The following is an 18,998-nucleotide window of genomic DNA, read 5'->3' as shown; positions in this document are numbered from 1 at the left end:
GTCGCGCGCGCTATCCACCGTCATCCGCATTTCCGTCACCTCTTCACCGTGCCCGTTCTCCGTCGACTAAGTCCAGTCGGGCGCTGCCGCCCACAGTCTCGTCCGCACCGTTGGAATGGTCCAGCCGTCGAAGGATGACACCTTCTCGCAGCGCCCACGGACAGATCTCCAGTTCTTCCAGGGAAAGCGCCCGCATGGTGGCTTGTGCGACGAGCGCTCCGGCCACCAGCTGATGCGACCTGCCGGCGCTGACCCCTTCGAGTTGCGCCAGGTCATGAGCGGTCATCCGGGAGATGAACGCGATGAGCTGGCGCAACGCGGTGTCGGTCAGGGTACGGCGCACATGCGGCCCGCCCGCCGACGGCGCCGCTCCGGTCAGCCTGGCGAGCGACCGGAACGTCTTCGACGTCGCCACGACACGATCGGGTTCACCCAATTTGGCGACCTTCTTCGCGAGCGGGGCGAGTTGTTCTTCGAGCCACGCGGAAGTCGCGATGAGCTCCGAACGGGTCGGCGGATCGTGCTGGAACCGCGTCCGGGTGGTCCGGCCGGCGCCCAGGGGCAGCGATTCGGCCAGATCCGGCTCTTCGTCGCGGCCCATCGCGATCTCCAGCGAACCGCCGCCGATGTCGAGTACGAGCAGTTTCCCCGCCGACCAGCCGAACCAACGGCGGACGGCGAGGAAGGTGAGGCGGGATTCTTCGATCCCGGAAAGCACCTTCAGTTCGACTCCGGTCTGTTCCTGGACCTTCGCCAGCACTTTCGGGGCGTTCTTGGCTTCGCGGACCGCGGAGGTCGCGAACGCCATGACCTCTTCACAGCCGAACCGGGCCGCGGCCGCCTTCGCCGATTCGACCGCCCGCACGAGGCTGTCCGCTCCCGCGCGGCTCAGGTCGCCGTTGCGGGTTATCTGCTCGGCGAGCCGGAGGACGGCCTTTTCGGAATGCATCGGGGTCGGGTGGGCGCCACGGTGGGCGTCGACCACGAGCAGGTGGACGGTGTTGGAACCGACGTCGAGTACCCCAAGGCGCACGAGCGCCTACGGTACCCGCCCCCACGTCAGGTCACGAAACCGTAACCGTGATCTGCGTCTCTTGGTCGAGCGCTGACGAAACCTGGCGAAGGGGCGCCGGATCGCACACCAGGTCAAGTCGGGTGTGAAAGCGCCCCTTCAGCAGGTTTCGTGGCCTTCGGCCCAAAGAGGACGCGGAGCGCCCTAGGGAAGACCTCGTGGCCGGGTCAGCCCAAGTCCGTCAGGCGAGGGATCACGTCTCGAACTTGTAGCCGAGGCCACGCACCGTGACCAGGTGCCGGGGCGATCCCGGGTCCGGTTCGATCTTCGACCGCAGCCGCTTCACGTGGACGTCGAGCGTCTTGGTGTCGCCGACGTAGTCCGCGCCCCACACCCGGTCGATCAGCTGCCCGCGGGTGAGCACACGGCCCACGTTGCGCAGCAGGTACTCGAGCAGGTCGAACTCCTTCAGCGGCAAGGAGACCTCCTCGCCGTCGACGGTCACGACGTGCCGCTCGACGTCCATCCGCACCGGCCCGGCGGCCAGCACGAGCGGAGCCAGATCGCCTTCGGCGCCCGGCTCGCCGCCGCGGCGCAGCACCGCACGCACCCGCGCGATGAGCTCACGGGCCGAGTACGGCTTGGTGACGTAGTCGTCGGCGCCGAGTTCCAGCCCGACGACCTTGTCGATCTCGCTGTCGCGTGCGGTCACCATGATCACCGGCACCGCGGAACGCTGCCTGAGCTGCTTGCAGACGTCGGTGCCGCTCATACCGGGGAGCATGAGATCGAGCAGGACGATGTCGGCGCCGTTGCGGTCGAACTCCTCGAGCGCCTGCTGCCCCGTCACGGCGACGGCGGCGGTGAAGCCCTCCTTGCGGAGCAAGAACGCGAGCGGATCGGCGAACGACTCTTCGTCCTCGACGATGAGAACCCTCGTCACAGGTTTCCTCCATGGTCGGGGCTTTCTTGCCCTGTTGCCACGAGACGGGGTGTCCGCTCGGGGGTCTTCTCCGGCCGGGATACCGGCGGAGCCTGTTTCCCGGCCGCGGCCGGTTCAGCGGGGATGTGCGCGGGGATCCGCAGGGTGAAGGTCGACCCGGTGCCGGGACGGCTCCAGAGGCCCACCGAACCCCCGTGGTTGGCGGCCACGTGCTTGACGATCGCCAGGCCCAGCCCGGTACCGCCGGTCGCCCGCGACCTTGCCTTGTCCGCGCGGTAGAACCGCTCGAAGACACGCTGCTGCTCGTCCTCGGCGATGCCGATGCCGCGGTCGGTCACCGCGATCTCGACCTTGCCGTCGACCAGCCGCCTGCTGATCGACACCGGGCTGCCCGGCTGCGAGTACGCGACGGCGTTCTCCAGCAGGTTCGACAGCGCGGTCACCATCAGCGTCCGGTCGCCCTCGATGAGCAGGCCGCTGGCCGCGTCGGTGGTGATGGTGATCTCGGCGGATTCCGCCGACAGCGTCGTCCGGCCGAGCGCCTCGCGGACCACGGCGTCGACCTCGACCACGTTCAGATCGGGCAACCGCTCGGCGCCCTGCAGCCGCGACAGCGCGATCAGCTCGGTGACGAGCCTGCCGAGCCGCGTCGATTCGCGGAGGATCTTGCCGCCGAACCGGCGGACCTCGTCGGTGTCTTCCGCGGCGTCCAGGACGGCCTCGGTGAGCAGCGCGATCGCGCCCACCGGCGTCTTCAGTTCGTGGCTGACGTTCGCGACGAAGTCACGCCGGACGGCTTCGAGGCGGGCCGCCTCGGAGTGATCGACGGCCTCGACCACGGTGAACCCGTCGCCGAGCGGGCGGACCTCACCGAGGACGGCCTCGGGCTGACGGCCCCTCGCCTCCAGCGGGGAGAGGTCGATCTCCATCGGGTCGTCGGTCTCGACCACCTGCTCGGCGGCCTTGCGGGCCCGCGGATCGGCCTGGTTGACCTTCACCAGTCCGAGTTCGTAGGCACGCGGGTTGTGCAGGACCATGTCGCCGAACTTGTTGAGCACGACGACGCCGTTGTTGCTGGACCGCACGAGGCGTTCGAGCAGTTCGGCCACGGTGGGCCCGGTCGGTCGCCGTTCCTCGCGGCGGGTGCGGCTCCTCGCGATCAGGAAGCCGAAAACCACACCGACGATCAGTCCGCCGACGGCCAGGGCGAGTGCAACGGGCGTGGTCACAGGGGAATCGTAAGCGCGCGGGTAGTCTTTTGGCCTAGTCCCGGCCGCGTACTCGTGATGCCTATGACACCTGGGGACACCCTGTTCGCCTGCAGGTCAGACCCCGTTCACGTGACCGACCCCTGGCCGAGACCTCCTGGGTGGGGCGAGTCACCCGAACCGGGGACGCCGGCGGCGACTCGTGCCCGGATCCCGACTTTCGTCGTGACTATCCGGACCGTGTTCTGCCCACTCGCCGTCGAATAGCGACGTTCCCGTCACGACTGCCGGGGAATGTTGGAAGACTGTCGCCGTGGAACTCGTCAGTGACATCTCCCTGATTCGCGGAGAAGAAGAGCTGTTCGACCGGACGGCTCATCTGTTCGTCGCGGCGACCGACATCGTTTGCGCGGCCGATGACCTCTACACCTGGGCTCTTTCCCGGCCGTCGCTCACTCGGCAGGGTGAACGGCTGGTGCGCGACAAGCGGATCCGCAAGCTGTACCGCCCCGGCGTCCTGCTGAACGAGCAGACCGCGCAGCATCTGCACCACTTGTCCGGTCTCGGCGCGCAGATCCGGATCGGCACCGAGGAGATCAACGAGACGATCCTGCTCGACGAGCGCGTCGCGATCATGGCGGGCGACGAGGGCAAGGCGGTGCGCTCGTACAGCGTCATCTCGCGCCCGGAGCTGGTGCAGGGCATCCTGTCGCTGTTCGAAACCGCCTGGCGGGCGGCCGCGACCCTGGAGACGTTCGACGCGCGGTTCGCCGACATCCGGATGGAGGCACCGCAGATCCTCGAATTCCTGACCACCGGCTGCAAGGACGAGAAGGCCGCGAAGAGCCTCGGCATGGGCGTGCGCACCTATCAGCGGCGCGTGTCGGAACTGCTGGTGGCGCTCGGGGTGACGTCGCGGCTCGAGGTCGACGCGCGGGCGCGGGAGCTCGGCCTCCTGTGAAGCGCTGGGCGGGGTTCGCCGTACTGCTCGCGCTCGCGGGCTGCACCACCACGGTCTCCGGCACCGCCCGGCCCGAGCCGGAAACCCCGCCTTCGAACCTCGCGCTGGTCGATCCGGCACGGACGGCGTCGGTGCTGGCAGCGGTCAAAACGGCGACCGAAGCGGTGTTCTCCTACGACAGCACGGCCGTGCCGGCGCACGAGAAGGCGACCGCCGAGAACCTGACGCCGGGCGCGCGCGACGAAATGGCGAAACTGTTCGCCGAGGTCAGCAGGTCCGCGGTGCCGATCAAGCTGGTGACCAGGGTGATCGTCTCGGCCGCGGTCGAGCAGACACCGGACAAGGCGCGGGTACTGACCGTGCTCGACCAGAGCAGCACCAGGGCGGGCGCCACCAGCAAGGGCATCGCGTCGGTGCTGCTCACGACCGTGCGCGAAGGCGACCGCTGGCGGATCGGCGAGGTCAAGGTGAATCCGGCCGGGTCGCCGCCCGCGGCGGAGAAACCGGGCGCGGGTGACCGGGTGCTCGCGCGGGTCCGGGATTCCGCCCTCGACGGCGCCCTGCGCGCCGCGCAAGCCCTGCTGAACGTCGATCCGGCCGACCCCGAAGGCACGTACGCCCGCTACGAGTCCGTGTCGACCGGGCAGCTCCTGACGCAGTTCCGGCAGGGCAAGGCGACGGGGGTGGACAAGATCCGGACCGCGGGTGCGAAGGCGTCGCTGGCGCCGAATCCCGCCGCCGCGGTCATGGAGGTCGTGGACGACAAGGCGAGCGTGGTGCTCCACGCGACGACCGACGTCACCGACGCGGCCGGGCAGGCGACGAAGAAGCACCTGCCGATCGTCCTGCGTCTCCAGCGGCTGCCCGAAGGCTGGAAGGCGGCCGGAATCGAGCTGGTCAAGCCCCTGCCCTGACGCATTTCGTCCTCTGAATGCGGTGGTTCGAGAGCGAACTACCGCATTCAGAGGACGAAATGCGGAGGTCTAGCGGCCCTGGTTCGCCACGGCGGCCGCGGCTTTCTTGGCGGCCTCCGGGTCCAGGTACGTCCCGCCGGCGTTGACCGGCTCGAGGTCGTCCGTCAGGTCGTAGCGCAGCGGGATACCGGTCGGGATGTTGAGTCCGGCGATCGCGTCGTCGGAGATGCCGTCGAGGTGCTTCACCAGCGCCCGCAACGAGTTGCCGTGCGCGGCGACCAGCACGGTCTTGCCCGCGCGCAGATCCGGCACGATCGCGGACTCCCAGTACGGCAGCAGCCGCGCGACGACGTCCTTGAGGCACTCGGTCCGCGGGGCGGCGTCGCCGAGGTCGGCGTAGCGCGCGTCGCCGACCTGGCTGAACTCGTCGGCGGGGTCGATCGGGGGCGGCGGGGTGTCGTAGGAGCGGCGCCAGAGCATGAACTGCTCCTCGCCGAACTCGTCCAGGGTCTGCTTCTTGTTCTTGCCCTGCAGCGCGCCGTAGTGCCGCTCGTTGAGCCGCCAGTCGCGCTTCACCGGGATCCAGTGCCGGTCGGCGGCGTCGAGCGCCAGGTTGGCGGTCGAGATCGCCCGGCGCATCAGCGAGGTGTGCACGACATCCGGCAGCAGACCGGACTCGGCGAGCAGCTGCCCGCCCTTGCGCGCCTCCTGCTCGCCCTGTTCGGACAGCGGTACGTCCACCCAGCCGGTGAACAGGTTTTCGGCGTTCCACGTGCTCTGCCCGTGACGCAGCAGCACCAGAGTCCCAAGCTCAGCCATGCGCCCAGCCTGCCAGAGTGAACGGAAGGGCCGGTCAGAGGGCCGGAATTGTCCTTTCTTCTACAGAGAGTGCGTTACCCGCGAGTACCACCTCACCCGTCCAGAAGACGGGGCGCCAACAAGTCCCGATCTCCGAAAAACAAGCTGCACTCCGTTATCGTGGATTTCGAAGTTCACTCGAACAGAGTAACCGGTAGTCTTGTGATTACAGGTGGAGATCTGACAGGTTGACTAAGTCCCGCGCGGCCGGATTCCACGCACTCCCCGGCTCGACGCGGGTGATGACCGCGACTCGTCTCCCCCCTGCCGAGTCGCGGCGCCCGCCGGCCCCGTTGGCATCCCCCTCGTCACCGGGTCCACCTTGGCGGGAACTTCAGCGGGGCGGCTCGAGATCGCGACTCCCCCCTCCCTCGAGCCGTCCCGCCTGTTCATCTTCAGTCCAGCGGGGGCGCGGACGGCAGCTCCGAAGCGGTCGCCATCGCGGGCTCCGCCGGACGACGCCGCTTGCGCAGCCACCACACCAGCGCGGCCGCGGGGACGCCGAAGACCAGTAGGAACGGGGCCATCGCACCGAGCACGGTCAGCAGGCCGCCGCCGAAGGTCAGGAAAGCGTCCCAGCCGTTCGTCAGGCCACCGAAGAACCCGCTGCGCGATTCCTCCTCCGCCGCGACCGTCTCCGCCTTCACCTGCAGCGAGATCGTCGACATGGCGACACTTCCGGCCAGGCTCTCGCGCCGCTTCTGGAGCGACTCGAGTTCGGCCTCGCGGCTCGTCAGCTCGCTCTCCACCGAGGCGATCTCCGAAACCGACGTCGCCCTCGCGAGCAGCGCGCGAATACGCTCGACGCTCGCCCGCTGGGTGGCCAGCCGCGATTCGATGTCGACCATCTGCTCGGTCACGTCCGTCGCGGTGACCTCGCGTTTCACCTGCTTGCCCAGCTTCCCCAGCTGGTCCAGCACGCCGTCGAGGCGTTCGGAAGGCACGACGACGTTGACCGTCGCCCGCTTCGCCTGGGTGCTCTCCTGCCCGGTGTAACCCGCGGCGCCCTGGGTGATGACGCGGACCTGCGAGATCACGTCGGCGACGTTCGGCGTGGTGAGCTCCAGGCTCGCCGTGCGCACCAGTTTGCGGTCGGTGATCCCCGGCTGGCCCACCGGTGCCGGGGCCTTGCCCGAACCCGGTTTACCGGCGCTGTCGCCACTCTCCGGGTTGCCCTTGTCCGGCGGCCCTTGGTTCGGCGCCGCCTGCCTGGTGTCGGCCGACATCGCGGCGGACTCGCCACCGGAGTCGTTCGCCGAGCAGCCCGCGAGCGCCAGCACGATGCCTGCCGCGGTCACCCATCTCAATCGCTTGCGCATCCGTCTTTCTCCCTCCAGTGCTGCGGAGAGAGACGGAGCCGGGCTCAGGCCCGTTGCACCGTTCGGGTCACGAGTCGGTCAAGGCCCCGGGTTCGTGCCCGTTCGAGGGCTCGACGAGATGTTTGAACGCCTCGAGGTTCGCCAGGGACTCGCCACGGGAAACGCGCCAATCCCATTCGCGTCTGATCGATTCGGCGAAGCCGAGTTCCAGAAGTGTGTTGAAGTCACCGTCTGCGGCCTCCAGCACCTGCCCGAGGATCTTGTCCAATTCGGCATCGGTGACCGTGTCCAGACCGAATCGGCCCACCAGGTAGATGTCGCCCATCGCGTCCACGGTGTAATGCACGCCGTACAGTTTCGCGTTGCGGCGCAACAGAAAACGGTAAACGTCCTCATGGGACTCATCGGGGCGGCGGCAGACGAAGGCTTCGACGGCGAAGGCGTGGTCCCCGGCGACCAGCCAGCAGTTGGTCTGAAGCTTCTTGGTTCCGGGCAACGTGACGAAGTACTTTCCCTCGCCACGCCTTTCGTATTTCAGGCCCGCGTTGTCCAAAGAGGACCGCAAGGTCTCGTCGAGCGTCAAACCGCCACCTCCGCGCGCTGTTCGAGGGCACGCCGGAACGCGCCGGTCGCCTGAGCGTACGTGTCCAGCAGCCGGTCCGTCGTACGGCGCCAGGAAAAGCGCCGCGCGTGGACGACGGCGTTGGCCGAAAGTTCGGCACGCCGGCCGGGCCGCAACGCGACGTTCGCGAGCGCGGCCGCCCAGTCCTTCGGATCGTGCGACGGCACGAGCAGTCCGGAGACACCGTGCGGCACGGCGACCGGCAGCCCGCCGACCTCGGCCGCGATCACCGGCGTCCCGCAGGCCTGCGCCTCGAGCGCGACCAGCCCGAACGACTCGTTGTAGCTCGGCACGGCGACGAGGTCGGCCGCGCGGTAGACGTTGACCAGTGATCGGCCGGGCTGCGGCGGCATGAACCGGGTTTGCTCCTCGATCCCGAGGGAGACGGCCAGCTCGCGCAGGGCCTGCGGCTGCTCCAGCCCGGTCCCGGACGGACCGCCGACGATCAGCACCACCAGCCGCGACGCCAGCTCCGGCCGCTCGCGCAGCATCTCGGCCGCGGCCAGCAGCAGGACGTCCGGCGCCTTCAAGGGCTGGATCCGGCCGGCGAAGGCCAGCACGATCGCGTCCTGCGGCAGACCCAGCGCCCGGCGCGCGGCCGGGCGGGAGCCAGGGGTGAACCGGTCGAGGTCGACGCCGGGCGGGATGGCGTGCACGGAGTGCGGGTCGGCGTCGTACAGCTCGATCAGCTCGCGGGCCTCGACGCGGGTGTTCGCGACCAGGCAATCCGCCTCCTCGACGACCTGCTCCTCGCCGATCACGCGGGTGCGGGGCTCGGGGGTGTCCCCCTCGGCCAGCGCGGCGTTCTTGACCTTGGCCAGCGTATGCGCGGTGTGCACCAGCGGCACGCCCCAGCGGTCACGGGCGAGCCAGCCCGCCTGGCCGGAAAGCCAGTAATGCGAATGGATGAGGTCGTAGTAGCCCGGCTCGTGGAACGCCTCGGCCCGCAGCACCCCGGCGGTGAACGCGCACAGCTGCGCGGTCAGCTCGTCGCGCCCCAGCGGCTCGAACGGCCCGGCCGGAATGTGCCGCACCAGCACGCCGGGCGCCAGTTCGGCGACCGGGGGCTGATCCGAGGACGTCGCACGCGTGAACACCTCGACCTCGACGCCCCGGCGGGCCATCTCGATGGCCGTCTGGCTCACGTAGACGTTCATCCCCCCGGCGTCACCGGTACCCGGCTGTTCCAGCGGAGAGGTGTGCAACGACAGCACCGCGACGCGCCTGGGCGCGGCATCGAACCCGTGCAGGGGGATCGTCACCTGGTCAACACTCCCGAAGTCCTACTGATCGGCGAACCCGCGCAGCAGTTCACCGAACTCGTCCGCCGCTTCGGCGAACGGCAGATGCCCCACCTCAGGTAGCCAACGCACGACGGCCCCCTGAATCTTCCCGGCCGCGTATTCCGCCGACGTCGGATCGATCACAGCGTCCGCGAGACCATGGACGATAAGTGCCGGTTTGTCCAGATCGCGAAGTACGTCCTCGCTCCCGACGTCGCGCCGGAACAGCGCGGAACGCACCGAGGGCGGGGTGGAAAGGCAGGCGCCGAGCAGCGACTGGGTGAGCGTGCCGGACACCGGGGAGGCGGTCATCCGCTCGCTGAACTGCACCAACGCGGGAATCGCGACCGACGGATCGTCCGAAAGCACCGCCGGAAGGGCCTCGCGCATCGCGGGCCCGACCTTGCCACCGGGCCGGTTCTTGCCGATTTCTGTGATAGCGCCCACAAAAGCGACGCCGGCGAGCCGCGCGGAGCCGTGCACCCGGAGGTAGTCGGTGATCACCAGCCCGCCGTAGGACCAGCCGACGACGATCGCGTCGTCCCCGGCGAAGTCGAGAACGGAGGCGAGATCCTCCGCCCAGATACGCGGATCGTCGTAGCCGGCGGAAGGCACCTCGGAGTCGCCGTGACCGCGCAGATCCATCGCGACCAGGCGGAACCGCTCACTGAGGGCGGGATCGGCCAGCTGCGGCGCCCAGGCCTTGGCGGACTGGGCCCAGCCGTGCACGAACACGATCGGACGGGTGTTCTCGGCGCCTTCGACCCACAAGCCGATGCGGGTTCCGCCGTAGCCGACTACCTCGGTCTTCATGCCCGCAAGCCTATGAGGTCGGTCCCACGGTGCCCCAAGGCGCTTTCGTCTTTCGAAGTCGCGCGTCTTGGCCGGGAGGCCCCGCGAACGTGGCAGCGGGCCGTCCTCCGCGGAACCGCCGCAGTCAATGCCAGGTCGCGGCCCGTAGACACGTTCGCGGTCGCGCGATTATTTGACAGCCGACAGGGCCTTCCACGACTTCCAGTCGTAGAACCAGTCCTTGACGTCCGATTTGGTCGGACTGCCCAGTTTCGAACCGGTGATCTCCACCGGGTCGCCGATCATCGCCGTGTCGAAGTATTTCTTCGCGTCCGCGTCGAGCAGGTTCACGCAGCCGTGCGAGGTGTTGGCCTTGCCGATGTTCGCCGCGTTGTCCTGGTTCTCGTGGATGTACTCGCCGTTGTTCGAGATCCGGCAGGCCCACTTCTTGTTGACGTTGGTGTAGCCGTAGCGCTCGTTGTCGAACCGCGCCGTCGGCTCCTTCGTCATCACGATGAACGTGCCGTTGGGGGTGTTGCGCTGGACGTCGGAGTCGAGCCCGTTCGAACACGGGTAGCTCGCCGACTCCGCCCCGCCCCGGTAGACCTTCATCACGTGCTGCGGGGTGTTGATCTTGACGACCTGGTTGCGGCCGATCTTGAACTCGGTGGTCACGTCGGCCTTGCCGTACGCGCCGCCGCCGAGCGCGACGCCGTAGAGCTTCGCCTCGACGCTGACCTTGATGTTGGCGGGCCAGTACTCCTTGGGCCGCCAGTCGACCTGCGTGTCCGACAGCCAGCCCCAGGAGCCCTCGACGTCCTTGTCGGTCTTCACCTTGAGCGCTTTCTCGGCGGCCGCCTTGTCCTTGACCGGGGACGCGAACTTCACGCTGATCGGCATCGCGACGCCGACTTCGGCGTCGTCGGTCGGGTTCAGCGTGGCGCGAATCTCCTTGGCGGGCTTGACCGTGGTGAAGGAGCCCTTGAACTCGGCGGGCTTGTTGTCGCTGCCGGTGGCCTTCGCGGCGTAGGTGTAGGTCTTGCCGTAGCCGAGGGCTTCGGAGCTGGTCCAGGTGAGCCCGTCGGGGGAAAGTTCGCCCTTGACGTCCTTGCCGCCGTCCCCGGTGACCTTGACCTCGGTGAGCTTGCCGTCGGCGACCTTCACCACGACCGGGGTCACCACGGAGGCGTCCTTGGCGTCGGCGGCGGGTTCGGCGGTGATCTTGGCGACCGGGGCGGCGTTCTGTTCTTCGCCACCACTGCCTTCCGGCTTGGCGTCACCGCCTTCTTTGCTGGAGCAGGCCGCGGCCAGCGTGGCCGCCCCCGCGGCGAGCGCGGCCTTGAAAACCGTGCGCCGTTCGATCACCGTGTACCTCCCATGAAGATCCCCGCTCCCCCACGAGCTTCTCTACTCGCTCAGCGCTGGGAACCTCTCCGACGTTACCCGCGGCGACGTAAGTCACCCGCCCCGCTCTTGGGGATAGACGCACGGAACCGGCGCGGGGTTGTGCACCCACCCGCATTTCGTCCTCTGAATGCGGTCTTTGCGCGTGCAAGTACCGCATTCAGAGGACGAAATGCGGGCAGGGGCTAGAGCGAGCAGTTGATGAGCAGCGGCTCCGGGTGCAGCGAAACACCGAAGCGAGCCTCGACGCCGTCGCGTACTTCGCGCGCCAGGGCGAGGAGGTCCGAGGTCGAGGCCTTGCCCCGGTTCGTGAGCGCGAGCGTGTGCTTCGTCGAGAGCGAGACCCGGCCGCCGGGTCCCTCGTGGCCCTTCCCGAACCCGGCCCGCTCGATCAGCCACGCGGCGGACAGCTTCGTGCCGCCGGGCGCCGGGTACTGCGGCACGCGCACGTCCTCGCCGACGACCTTCACGATCCCCGCCAGCACCTTCACCAGCCGCGCTTCCCCGATGATCGGGTTGGTGAAGAACGAGCCCGCGCTCCACGTGTCGTGATCATCGGCGTCCAGGACCATGCCCTTGCCGCGACGCAGTCCTAGGACCGCTTCTCGCGCTTCGGCCGTCGGGACTCGGTCACCGATCTCGACGCCGAGCGTGCGGGCGAGTTCGGCGTAGCGGATGGGGGCCGAGAGACCGTCTTCGCTGACCTTGAAGCGCACTGTGAGGACGACGCCCGCGTCGGTCCCCTTCAGGATCGACGTGCGATAACCGAAGCCGAGTTCTTCGGCGGTCAGCGTGCGGATCTCGCGGGTGGCGCGGTCGTAGAGGTCGACCGAGACCAGCGACTCGGCCACCTCGCAGCCGTACGCGCCGACGTTCTGGATCGGCGTCGCGCCGACCGAACCGGGGATGCCGGAAAGGCATTCGAGCCCGCCGGCGCCCTCGGCGACCAGCCCCTCGACGAAACCGTCCCAGTTCTGGCCCGCCGCGACCTCGACGAGATCTCCGTCACGTGTCCAGCCGGTGTTGCCCACCTTCAGCACCGCGCCGTCGAAGCCGTCGTCGGCGACCACGAGGTTCGAACCGCCGCCGAGCAGTAGGACCGGCTCACCCGCTTCGTCGGCCTCGCGGACCGCCTCGACCAGGGCCTGCACGGTGGTCGCCTCGGCGTAACGCCGCGCCGGACCGCCGAGCCGCAGGGTGGTGTGGTCGGCGAGGACGGCGTGCTGGGTGGGAGTTTCGGCAGTGCTCACGCCCGTGAACGGTACTGTCTGGCGCCATGGCCTCCCGTATCGAGCACCGCTCAACGTTCTCCGCAGACGTCGTGACCACGTTCGACGCGGTCGCCGGCGAGGCGGCGCTGCGGGACAGGCTCGACCAGATCGGCGGCGACGACGCGGAGCTGCTGGAGTACGCCCCGGCCGGCGACGGCGTGCGCTACAGGCTGCGTCAGGGCATCAGCTCGGACAAGCTCCCGTCGGCCGTGCGGACGCTGCACCGAGGCGATCTGGTCGTCGAGCGCGAGCAGACCTGGAAGGCCGCCGGAGCCGGCTACACCGGCACCGCGACGGCGTCGGTCTCGGGCGTGCCGGGCGAGATCACCGCGAAGACGTCGCTGACCGGCGAAGGCGGGCAGGCGACGCTGGTCAACAGCGGCGAGGTCAAGGTGCGGATCCCGTTCGTCGGCGGGAAGCTGGAAGGCGTGATCGCCGAACAGGTCACCAAACTGCTGGAACGCGAGGCCGAATTCGTCGCGAAGTGGCTGGCCGAGCGCTGAAGCCGGTCGGGGCACCGACACGAGGGACGACCAACCCCAACCGGCTCCGCCGCGTGGACCGGTGGCTCGCGAGCGACCCCGGTGTGACGCGGTTGCTGCACCGCGCGGACGAACCGCTCGTGGTGGACCTCGGCTACGGCGCCTCACCGGTCACCACGGTCGAGATGGCGCGGTGGCTGCGCCCGGTCCGGCGCGACGTCCGGGTGCTGGGCCTGGAGCTGGACGCCGAACGGGTCGCCGTCGCGCAGTCCGCCGTCGACCGGCCGTGGCTGGACTTCCGGCGCGGCGGCTTCGAACTCGCCGGGACGCGGCCGGTGCTGGTGCGCGCGTTCAACGTGCTGCGGCAGTACGACGAAGCCGAGGTCCCGGGCGCCTGGTCGCTGATGCTGGACGCGATGACGCCGGGCGGACTGCTCGTCGAAGGCACCTGCGACGAGATCGGACGGCTGAGCACCTGGGTCGCGGTCGGCTCCGGCGGGCCACGCACCCTGACCCTTTCGGTCCATCTCGCCAGCCTGGAACGTCCGTCCACAGTGGCCGAACGACTGCCCAAGATCCTCATTCACCGCAACGTTCCCGGCGAACGCGTCCACGAACTACTGTCCACTCTGGACACTTGCTGGGCGACGGCCGCGCCGCATCAGAACTTCGGCGTCCGTGCCCGCTGGGCGCACACCGTGCACCTGCTCACCGCCCGGGGCTGGCCGGTGCTGAACAGGCCGTCACGGTGGCGGCTGGGTGAACTCACCGTGCCGTGGTCGTCGGTCGCCCCCGGCTAGGAATTCACCGGTCGAACCCCGCTCCGTCACCCCAAAGCGACCTGCGGTGATCACGATGGAACCGTGGAACTGCTGGAGTACGTCACCGAGCTGCTCGAGGGCACGCTGGGATCGCCCTGGCTGTGGGTGATCGTGTTCCTCGTGTCCGGGTTGGACGCGCTTCTGCCGTTCATGCCGAGCGAGACCACCGTCATCACCGTCGCCGTCCTGATCGGCACGGACTTCCCCCAGCTGGCGCTGCTCGCGCTGGTCGCCGCGCTCGGGGCCTGGCTGGGCGACTGTCTCGGCTACACCGTCGGCGCGGCCGCGGGCCCGCGAGCGCTCGCCCGCCTGCAACGCGGACCGGACGGGATCCGGCGCTACGAGTGGGCGAAGATCCAGGTGCGGCGCAACGCCGTCCTGCTGATCCTCGCCGCCCGCTATCTGCCCGGCGGCCGTGTCGCGAGCGGGCTCGCCAATGGCAGCCTCGGGTACCCGCCGCGCAAGTTCGTCCCGCTCGACGCCCTCGGCGCGAGTATCTGGGCGGTGTACAGCGTCCTCATCGGTCTGGTCGGCGGAGCGGCCTTCGCGGACGAGCCGGAGAAGGGCCTCCTGCTCTCCTTCGCGCTCGGCCTGTTGCTGGTCGCGGCGATCGAGATCGGGCGACGGGTCCGTGTGCGCATCCTGACCCGGCGCCGCGCGGCGGCCGGGACCAGCGACAATGGTGTGCGTGTCGAACCCTGAACGTCGCTATGTGATCTCCTTCGGCTGCCCCGACCGCACGGGCATCATCGCCCGGATCTCGGGTTTCCTCGCCGAACACGGCGGTTGGATCGTCGAAGCGGCGTACCACACCGACCCGGACACCGGCTGGTTCTTCACCCGCCAGGTCGTCCGCGCCGACTCGCTCCCGTTCGACGCCACCGAACTGCGCACGCGCTTCGCCGATGTCGCGAAGTCGCTTTCGGCCGAGTCCAGCTGGCAGGTCAGCGACACCGGCGAGCGCCGCCGCGTGGTGATCCTCGTCTCCAAGGCCGGGCACTGCCTCTACGACCTCCTCGGCCGGGTCGCTTCCGGGGAACTGGACGTCGACGTCGCCGCCGTCATCGGCAACCACGCGTCGCTGGGCGACATCACCCGCGCCCACGGCATCCCGTTCCACCACGTCCCGTTCCCCGCCGGTGACGCCACCGCCAAGGCGTCCGCCTTCGCCGAGGTGCGGAAACTGGTCGACGAACACGACCCGCACGCCGTCGTCCTCGCCCGGTTCATGCAGGTCCTGCCCGCGGAACTGTGCGAGGCGTGGGCCGGGCGGGCGCTCAACATCCACCACAGCTTCCTGCCGTCCTTCGTCGGCGCGCGGCCGTACCACCAGGCCCACGCGCGCGGGGTGAAGCTCATCGGCGCGACCTGCCACTACGTCACCGCCGACCTCGACGCGGGCCCGATCGTCGATCAGGACGTCATCCGCGTCGACCACGGAGACTCGGTCGAGGACATGGTCCGCAAGGGCCGCGACATCGAGAAGGTGACGCTGGCGCGCGGACTGCGGTGGCACCTCGAGGGCCGCGTGCTGGTGCACGGGAACCGGACTGTCGTCTTCTAGGCGCTGTCCTGTGGGGTTGTTCGATGGGCTTCGTGATCCAGGTGGTTCCTGGCGGTGCGGGCGAATCGGCCTCGTACCGGGTCGTACTCGGCCGCGTCCGCCCGTGCCGTCAGGGACCACCTGGGCGCGGAGACCGCGGACAGACCCACAGGACAGCGCCTAGTGGTTCACTGTGGCCATGGGGACCTCAGAGATCAAAGTAATCGAGACGCACGAAGCGCTCCGTGAGCACCTCGGCCACCCGGCCGAGCGCACCAAGGGGAAGATCATTCCCTTCCTCGACCAGCACGCGCGCACGCTGATCGACCACTCGCCGTTCTACCTGCTGGCGACGGCGTCGGCCGACGGGACCTGTGACGTCTCCCCGCGCGGCGACCCGGCCGGTTCCGTGAAGGTGCTCGACGACAAGACGCTGGTGCTGGCGGACCGCCCCGGCAACAAGCTGCTCGACAGCCAGACCAACATCCTCGAGAACCCGCACGCCGGGCTGCTGTTCGTGATCCCGGGGATGAACGAGACGCTGCGGATCAACGGCCGCGCGAAACTGGTCGCGGACGCGCCGTTCTTCGACGACCTCGTGGTCAAGGGGAAACGGCCCGCGCTGGCGATCATGGTCGAGGTCGAACAGCTGTACATGCACTGCCCCAAGGCTTTCCTGCGGTCCTCGCTGTGGAAGCCGGAGACCTGGCCGGAGCGGTCCAGCCTGCCGACCGCCGGCCAGATCTTCCGGGACCAGATGAAGCTGGACATGGCGGCGGAGGAACTCGACGCCGCACTGACGCACGGTGCCCTCACGACGCAGTACTGAGCCCCGCGCGTGCTATGAACGGACCGTTCCTTGCAAATTTTGCAAGGAACGGTCCGTTCATAGCACTGGGCTGGGTCAGACGCGGACCAGCATCTTGCCGGTGTTCGCCCCGTCCAGCAGATCCAGGAAGGCCTGCGGCGCGTTGCGGATACCGTCCACAATGGTCTCCGAGTACTTGAGCTCACCGGAGGCGACCAGCGGCGCGACCTCCTTCACGAACTGCGGCTGCAGCGCGAAATGGTCGCCGACCAGCATGCCGCGCATGGTGAACCGCTTCGCGATGATCGACGCGAGATTGCGCGGCGCGGCGGCCGGTTCGGTGTTGTTGTAGACCGAGATCATCCCGCAGATCGCCATCCGGCCGTGCAGGTTGATCGAGTCGATGGCCGCTTCGAGGTGCTCGCCGCCGACGTTGTCGAAGTACACGTCGATGCCCTCGGGCGCCGTCGCGCGCAGCTGCTCGGCGACCGGGGCGTCCTTGTAGTTGAACGCCGCGTCGAAGCCCAGCTCGTCGGTCAGCCACTTGACCTTCTCGTCGGTGCCCGCGCTGCCGATGACCCGCTTCGCGCCCTTCAGCTTCGCCAGCTGGCCGACGACGGACCCGACCGCACCCGCCGCGCCGGACACGAAGACGGTGTCACCCTCCTTGAACTCCGCGACGTCGAGCAGTCCGGCGTACGCGGTGAGCCCGGTCATGCCGAGGACGCCGAGGTACGCGCTGATCGGCGCGGCCTCGGGGTCGACCTTCACCGCGTGCTTCGCGGCGACGACGGCGTGGGAGCGCCAGCCGAGGCCGTGCAGCACGATGTCACCCGGCTGGAAATCGTCCACGGTGGACTCGAGCACTTCACCGACGGCGCCGCCGTGCATGACCTTGCCGACCTCGTACGGTTCGGCGTAGGACTTCGCGCTGCTCATCCGGCCGCGCATGTACGGGTCCACGCTCAGTACCTGGTTGCGGACCAGGATCTGCCCCTCGCCCGGGGCCGGGATCTCGACGTCGGCGATTTCGAAGTTCTCGAGCGTCGGGACGCCGTGCGGACGGGAGGCGAGCCGGATCTCGGTTGCGTTCACGGGTGACTCCAAGTCTGTTGCGAACCTCAAGCGGGGCGATCGCCCCGTATTCATGCCGGGTACAACGAGCTAACCGGGGCGACCATTCCGATTGTGGTGAGCGCTACACGGCCTCGGCGAGCTTGCCGAGCACGCCCTCGTAGATCCGCTTGAGCCCACCGGGCGCGAAGGTCTTCTCGAAGAAGCCGCCGACGCCGCCCGCGCCGTCCCAGGTCGTCTCGATCCGGACGAGACTGCCCTCCGGCACCTCGCGGACGGTCCACGTGGTGACCATGCTGGAGTTCGCGTCGGTCTCGACGAGGGTGCCTTCGGACGGCTCGGTCACCGTCGCGGCGACGTCACGCACACGCTTCGACGTCGCCTGAAGCTTCCAGCTCGCCTTCGTGCCCGCGCCGACTCCGCCTTCGGTGACCTCGTAATCGCGGTAGTGCTCCGTCAGCAGCTTCGGCCGGGTTTCGGTGTAGTCCGCGACGAGCGCCCTGACCTTGTCCGCCGGCGCCTCGATGGTGCGCTCCGCGATGGCCGTGACCTTTCCCATCCCACTCCCTTTCACCCGTGTTGCAAGACAGCGTCCACGATTCCACCGCTGCCCGCAGCCGGAGCGGGCGCCCCTCCCTCAGCTGCAAGGAACGGTCCGTTCCTTGCGAAATTTGCAAGGAACGGACCGTTCATAGCGCGCGACGGGAGCTAGATGAGGGACTTCTCCTTCAGCCATTCCTTCGCGACGTCGCCCGGCTTCTCGCCATCGGACTCGACGCGCTTGTTCAGCTCACGCAACTGCACCGTGTCGAGGGTCTTGCTCACGGCGTTGACGGCGGCCGCGAAGTCGGCGCCGCGCTCGTCGAGGACCTTCTTGGTCACCGCGGGCACGACGTTCTCGGTCGGCACGATGGCGAGGTCGTCCTCCAGCGCCACGAATTGCGGGTCGCCGACGAGCGGGCTCACCGAGTCGACCGGGATGACGGTGACCTTGCCGGACCGCAGCTGCTCGACGCGCGGGCCCGCCTCCTGCACGGTCTGGAATGTGGCCTTCAGCTTGTAGACGTCGGTGAAGCCCTTGAAGCAGGGGAGCCGCTCCGCGCACTCGGGCGCGCCGGCGACGACGACGCTGTCGACCTTGGACAGATCGCTGATCTTCGCCAGCCCCTTCTCCTTGGCGAGATCGGCCTTCACGATGTAGGTGTTCTTGTTCTCCGCCGGCGACTGCTCCAGCAGGGCGATGCCGTCGGGCTCGAACAACTTCTTGAGCTGCTCGTGTTCGCCCTGCGCGTCCTTCGCGGCTTCCTTGCCGAACCCGGTGCTGATGGCGGCGCCCTGGTACTCCGGGATGAACTGGATCTCACCGGACTTCAGCGCCGGGTAGATCAGCTCGCGCGAACCGAGGTTCAGTTTGCGGGTGATCGGGTAGCCCTTGGCCTCCAGCGCGTTCGCGTACAGCTCGGCGAGGATCACGCTGTCGGTGAAGTTGAAGGAGGCGACCACGATCGGCGCCCCGCCCTTGCCCTGCGCGGCCGGGGCCGCCGCGTCTTCGCCACCCCCACAGGCGGTCAGACCGAGGACGGCGGCGGCGAGCACCGCGCCCACTCGAACATTCCGTGTCCAGCGCACGTGCACACTCCTATGACTCGTTCAGAGGAATGGACAGTATCTCCGGGTCACGAC

At 68.8% G+C, this 18,998-nt stretch carries 20 protein-coding genes; 7 read left to right on the top strand and 13 right to left on the bottom strand.

Going from position 1 to position 18,998, the window contains the following annotated elements; all coding sequences use genetic code 11:
* Positions 1 to 43 precede the first annotated feature (43 nt).
* From ACZ6DT_RS18280 to ACZ6DT_RS18270, 3 genes are all read right to left on the bottom strand, one after another.
* A complete protein-coding gene (locus ACZ6DT_RS18280) occupies positions 44 to 1,033 on the bottom strand; it encodes a Ppx/GppA family phosphatase (RefSeq protein WP_465596076.1) in 990 nt (329 codons plus the stop codon).
* 232 nt (positions 1,034 to 1,265) lie between these two features.
* The gene (locus tag ACZ6DT_RS18275) at positions 1,266 to 1,955 is read right to left on the bottom strand and encodes a response regulator (protein WP_465596073.1); all 690 of its coding nucleotides are present in this window, start codon (positions 1,953 to 1,955) and stop codon (positions 1,266 to 1,268) included.
* Complete coding sequence (locus ACZ6DT_RS18270; RefSeq protein WP_465596070.1) at positions 1,952 to 3,184, bottom strand: sensor histidine kinase; 1,233 nt, start codon at positions 3,182 to 3,184, stop codon at positions 1,952 to 1,954. Before ACZ6DT_RS18270 ends, ACZ6DT_RS18275 begins: the two co-directional genes overlap by 4 nt.
* Before the next feature lie 292 nt (positions 3,185 to 3,476).
* Between ACZ6DT_RS18270 and ACZ6DT_RS18265 the strand changes: the two genes are divergently transcribed.
* On the top strand, positions 3,477 to 4,124 hold the full coding sequence (locus tag ACZ6DT_RS18265; protein ID WP_465596067.1) for a DNA-binding response regulator: 648 nt from the start codon (positions 3,477 to 3,479) through the stop codon (positions 4,122 to 4,124).
* On the top strand, positions 4,121 to 5,038 hold the full coding sequence (locus ACZ6DT_RS18260) for a hypothetical protein (protein WP_465596064.1): 918 nt from the start codon (positions 4,121 to 4,123) through the stop codon (positions 5,036 to 5,038). Before ACZ6DT_RS18265 ends, ACZ6DT_RS18260 begins: the two co-directional genes overlap by 4 nt.
* 69 nt (positions 5,039 to 5,107) lie before the next feature.
* On the opposite strand, the gene ACZ6DT_RS18255 is transcribed toward ACZ6DT_RS18260, so the two are convergent.
* From ACZ6DT_RS18255 to ACZ6DT_RS18225, 7 genes are all read right to left on the bottom strand, one after another.
* Positions 5,108 to 5,857: a phosphoglyceromutase gene (locus ACZ6DT_RS18255; protein WP_465596061.1), complete on the bottom strand. Its 750-nt coding sequence runs from the start codon at positions 5,855 to 5,857 to the stop codon at positions 5,108 to 5,110.
* A 434-nt stretch (positions 5,858 to 6,291) separates the two neighbouring features.
* Positions 6,292 to 7,215 carry a DUF4349 domain-containing protein gene (locus ACZ6DT_RS18250; protein WP_465596058.1) on the bottom strand — a complete coding sequence of 308 codons (924 nt, stop codon included), beginning with the start codon at positions 7,213 to 7,215 and terminating at the stop codon, positions 6,292 to 6,294.
* 67 nt (positions 7,216 to 7,282) lie between these two features.
* Positions 7,283 to 7,798, bottom strand: coding sequence for a type III secretion system chaperone family protein (locus ACZ6DT_RS18245; protein WP_465596055.1), 516 nt, complete (start codon positions 7,796 to 7,798; stop codon positions 7,283 to 7,285).
* Positions 7,795 to 9,099, bottom strand: a complete 1,305-nt coding sequence (gene mshA, locus ACZ6DT_RS18240) for a D-inositol-3-phosphate glycosyltransferase (protein WP_465596052.1) — start codon at positions 9,097 to 9,099, stop codon at positions 7,795 to 7,797. The genes ACZ6DT_RS18245 and mshA overlap by 4 nt, the downstream gene beginning before the upstream one ends.
* 21 nt (positions 9,100 to 9,120) lie before the next feature.
* Positions 9,121 to 9,933 carry an alpha/beta fold hydrolase gene (locus tag ACZ6DT_RS18235; protein ID WP_465596049.1) on the bottom strand — a complete coding sequence of 271 codons (813 nt, stop codon included), beginning with the start codon at positions 9,931 to 9,933 and terminating at the stop codon, positions 9,121 to 9,123.
* A gap of 168 nt (positions 9,934 to 10,101) precedes the next feature.
* Positions 10,102 to 11,277 carry a L,D-transpeptidase gene (locus ACZ6DT_RS18230; RefSeq protein WP_465596046.1) on the bottom strand — a complete coding sequence of 392 codons (1,176 nt, stop codon included), beginning with the start codon at positions 11,275 to 11,277 and terminating at the stop codon, positions 10,102 to 10,104.
* 224 nt (positions 11,278 to 11,501) lie between these two features.
* Positions 11,502 to 12,566: a UDP-N-acetylmuramate dehydrogenase gene (locus ACZ6DT_RS18225; RefSeq protein ID WP_465596043.1), complete on the bottom strand. Its 1,065-nt coding sequence runs from the start codon at positions 12,564 to 12,566 to the stop codon at positions 11,502 to 11,504.
* Positions 12,567 to 12,592: 26 nt separating this feature from the next.
* Between ACZ6DT_RS18225 and ACZ6DT_RS18220 the strand changes: the two genes are divergently transcribed.
* The 5 genes from ACZ6DT_RS18220 to ACZ6DT_RS18200 all read left to right on the top strand — a co-directional run bounded on the left by ACZ6DT_RS18220 (position 12,593) and on the right by ACZ6DT_RS18200 (position 16,262).
* Complete coding sequence (locus tag ACZ6DT_RS18220; protein WP_465596040.1) at positions 12,593 to 13,090, top strand: DUF2505 domain-containing protein; 498 nt, start codon at positions 12,593 to 12,595, stop codon at positions 13,088 to 13,090.
* Complete coding sequence (locus ACZ6DT_RS18215) at positions 13,072 to 13,869, top strand: class I SAM-dependent methyltransferase (RefSeq protein ID WP_465596037.1); 798 nt, start codon at positions 13,072 to 13,074, stop codon at positions 13,867 to 13,869. Before ACZ6DT_RS18220 ends, ACZ6DT_RS18215 begins: the two co-directional genes overlap by 19 nt.
* A gap of 63 nt (positions 13,870 to 13,932) precedes the next feature.
* On the top strand, positions 13,933 to 14,592 hold the full coding sequence (locus ACZ6DT_RS18210; protein WP_465596035.1) for a DedA family protein: 660 nt from the start codon (positions 13,933 to 13,935) through the stop codon (positions 14,590 to 14,592).
* The gene (gene purU / locus ACZ6DT_RS18205; RefSeq protein WP_465596032.1) at positions 14,570 to 15,454 is read left to right on the top strand and encodes a formyltetrahydrofolate deformylase; all 885 of its coding nucleotides are present in this window, start codon (positions 14,570 to 14,572) and stop codon (positions 15,452 to 15,454) included. Before ACZ6DT_RS18210 ends, purU begins: the two co-directional genes overlap by 23 nt.
* 178 nt (positions 15,455 to 15,632) lie before the next feature.
* The gene (locus tag ACZ6DT_RS18200; protein WP_465596029.1) at positions 15,633 to 16,262 is read left to right on the top strand and encodes a pyridoxamine 5'-phosphate oxidase family protein; all 630 of its coding nucleotides are present in this window, start codon (positions 15,633 to 15,635) and stop codon (positions 16,260 to 16,262) included.
* A 75-nt stretch (positions 16,263 to 16,337) separates the two neighbouring features.
* Here ACZ6DT_RS18200 and ACZ6DT_RS18195 read toward each other — a convergent pair whose 3' ends face one another.
* From ACZ6DT_RS18195 to ACZ6DT_RS18185, 3 genes are all read right to left on the bottom strand, one after another.
* Positions 16,338 to 17,336 (bottom strand): NADP-dependent oxidoreductase, encoded by a 999-nt coding sequence (locus ACZ6DT_RS18195; RefSeq protein ID WP_465596026.1) that lies wholly within the window; start codon positions 17,334 to 17,336, stop codon positions 16,338 to 16,340.
* Between the two features lie 103 nt (positions 17,337 to 17,439).
* Positions 17,440 to 17,874: an SRPBCC family protein gene (locus ACZ6DT_RS18190; RefSeq protein ID WP_465596023.1), complete on the bottom strand. Its 435-nt coding sequence runs from the start codon at positions 17,872 to 17,874 to the stop codon at positions 17,440 to 17,442.
* Positions 17,875 to 18,023: 149 nt separating this feature from the next.
* Positions 18,024 to 18,944 carry an ABC transporter substrate-binding protein gene (locus ACZ6DT_RS18185; protein ID WP_465596020.1) on the bottom strand — a complete coding sequence of 307 codons (921 nt, stop codon included), beginning with the start codon at positions 18,942 to 18,944 and terminating at the stop codon, positions 18,024 to 18,026.
* Positions 18,945 to 18,998: the final 54 nt, after the last annotated feature.

It is taken from the genome of Amycolatopsis sp. NPDC041971, assembly GCF_055588925.1.
This window is presented reverse-complemented; position numbering and strand designations above follow the sequence as displayed.

What these genes read in the sequence shown, in the direction of transcription:
- ACZ6DT_RS18255 (WP_465596061.1), bottom strand. Translation starts at nt 5,857, where the DNA reads ATGGCTGAGCTTGGGACTCTGGTGCTGCTGCGTCACGGGCAGAGCACG.
- ACZ6DT_RS18250 (WP_465596058.1), bottom strand. Translation starts at nt 7,215, where the DNA reads ATGCGCAAGCGATTGAGATGGGTGACCGCGGCAGGCATCGTGCTGGCG.
- ACZ6DT_RS18200 (WP_465596029.1), top strand. Translation starts at nt 15,633, where the DNA reads ATGGGGACCTCAGAGATCAAAGTAATCGAGACGCACGAAGCGCTCCGT.
- ACZ6DT_RS18235 (WP_465596049.1), bottom strand. Translation starts at nt 9,933, where the DNA reads ATGAAGACCGAGGTAGTCGGCTACGGCGGAACCCGCATCGGCTTGTGG.
- purU (WP_465596032.1), top strand. Translation starts at nt 14,570, where the DNA reads ATGGTGTGCGTGTCGAACCCTGAACGTCGCTATGTGATCTCCTTCGGC.
- ACZ6DT_RS18190 (WP_465596023.1), bottom strand. Translation starts at nt 17,874, where the DNA reads ATGGGAAAGGTCACGGCCATCGCGGAGCGCACCATCGAGGCGCCGGCG.
- ACZ6DT_RS18220 (WP_465596040.1), top strand. Translation starts at nt 12,593, where the DNA reads ATGGCCTCCCGTATCGAGCACCGCTCAACGTTCTCCGCAGACGTCGTG.